This window comes from Halogranum amylolyticum (assembly GCF_900110465.1).
GTDB lineage: Archaea > Halobacteriota > Halobacteria > Halobacteriales > Haloferacaceae > Halogranum > Halogranum amylolyticum.
In genome coordinates, this window is sequence record NZ_FODV01000058.1 from 1 (window position 1) to 1824 (window position 1824).

The 1824-nt window shown below is 58.9% G+C and carries 3 protein-coding genes; 1 reads left to right on the forward strand and 2 read right to left on the reverse strand.

Annotation, left to right across the window (positions count from 1 at the left end; translation table 11 throughout):
* Positions 1-1259, reverse strand: a 1259-nt coding sequence (locus tag BSG17_RS25790) for an HAD-IC family P-type ATPase (RefSeq protein ID WP_394327993.1), incomplete at its 3' end; no start/stop codon positions are given.
* 123 nt (positions 1260-1382) lie between these two features.
* The gene (locus BSG17_RS25800) at positions 1383-1580 is read right to left on the reverse strand and encodes a heavy-metal-associated domain-containing protein (protein ID WP_089828194.1); all 198 of its coding nucleotides are present in this window, start codon (positions 1578-1580) and stop codon (positions 1383-1385) included.
* A gap of 131 nt (positions 1581-1711) precedes the next feature.
* Between BSG17_RS25800 and BSG17_RS25805 the strand changes: the two genes are divergently transcribed.
* Positions 1712-1824, forward strand: a 113-nt coding sequence (locus BSG17_RS25805; protein ID WP_139246835.1) for an Lrp/AsnC family transcriptional regulator, incomplete at its 3' end; no start/stop codon positions are given.

The window sequence follows — 1824 nt, forward strand, 5'->3', positions numbered from 1 at the left end:
AGACCGAGTGCGTGGGGACACGCGATGACCAGTACAGTCACGACGCGCTCGAGGACGGTGATGTTGAACCCGGTGGCGACGACCCACGCGACGGCGGTGATACCAGCAACGGCAAGTGCGATGTAGAACAACCAGCCTGCCGCTCGGTCAGCGAGTAATTGCGTCCGGGACTTCGACTTCTGTGCCTCATCAACGAGACGCATGATGCCCGCCAGCGTCGTCTCGTCGCCGGTCTTCGTGACGCGAACGCGGAGGCTACCGTCTTGGTTGACCGTGCCAGCGACTACTTCCGACTCGGGTTCCTTATCCACAGGTCGGGACTCACCGGTAATCATCGATTCGTCCACCGAGGACTCACCCTTGACGACTTCTCCGTCCGCAGGCACACTCGCACCGGGGCGAACGAGTATGATATCCCCCTCACCGAGTTCCGAGACGGGTACTTCCTCCGTGTCCCCGCTCTCGGTGACGCGCTCTGCGGTGTCCGGCATGAGCTTCGCAAGTTCATCGAGCGCCCCGGAGGCTTGGCGAACCGAGCGCATTTCCATCCAGTGGCCCAGCAGCATGATGTCGATCAACGTTACGAGTTCCCAGAAAAAGGGCGTCGTCCCCTCGAGAAACAGACTCGCAATCGAGTAGACGAACGCAACGGTGATGGCCAGCGAGATGAGCATCATCATCCCCGGTTCGCGGTTTTTCAATTCGGTGCGAGCCATTGTGAGGAACGGCACGCCACCGTATGCGAAGATGATCACTGAGAGGACGGGCGTGATCCAGGCACTACCTGGGAATATCGGCGCGGTGTAGCTGAAGACATCTTGGATGAACTCGCTGAAGAAAATGACTGGCACCGAGAGGACGAGCGACACCCAAAACCGCCGGCGGAACATCTGTTCGTGGCCCGTGTGGTCCGTGTGGGCGCCGTGGTCCTCGTGTGGACCTCCCTCGTGAACGTGCGCACCGCGGTCGTACTCTGCTTTTCCGTGGTGAGTGTGTTCGGTTTCGGCTTGGCGGTGCTCGTGCTGTGCGTGTTTGTCCGAGTGTTCGAGTTCTGTGGTGGCCTCATCCGCCGCAGTGTGGGCTTTGTGCTCCGGGTGGTGGGAATGCTGTTCGGATGACGCGTGGGCTATTCCTCTCGATTCCGAATCTGCTTCTAACTGGCAGATTCGACAACAGTAGACGGGCCCTTCGGATTGACTTGGGGAGTGAGGCTCCGGTTCGGGAGGCTTGGAATGCTCGTGGTCTGGATGATTGCTCATGGATTGAGGTTTGATGCCGTCCCTCATTATATTGTCCAGACCCTGATACTGCGCGGTGCCGTCGAGAGGGTTGGAATCGAACGAGAACGGCGGGGCGTTCGTCGGCGTGCGTTCCGGCGTTTCTCAGGCGTGGGCGGTGTATCCAGCGTCCTCAACAGCTTGGACGAGTGCAGTGTCGTCAGCGTCGCCATCAACGCTCGCCTGTTCGGCTTCTCGATCAGCGGTCGCGTCGGTCACGCCGTTCACTTCTCGAAGCGCTTCTTCGACTGTCTGTTCACAGTGGCTGCAGGTCATTCCCTCAACGGTGATGGTTGTTGACATATGCGAGTATATACGCTCTCCTTTCTTATGCGGATTCCCCCTTTGAGTTTGTGGGTTATAGACAATCAGGGGTTTGGAAACTAATCCCACCTCACCGAGATACTTTAGTCATTCGCCGTCGTTGACCCGCTATGCGCGACCTCGACGAGACCGATCTCGAAATCCTTCAGCTCCTGATGTCGAACGCCCGTCGACCGTACAGTGACATCGCTGATGCCGTCGGTCTCTCCGCACCGGCCGTCTC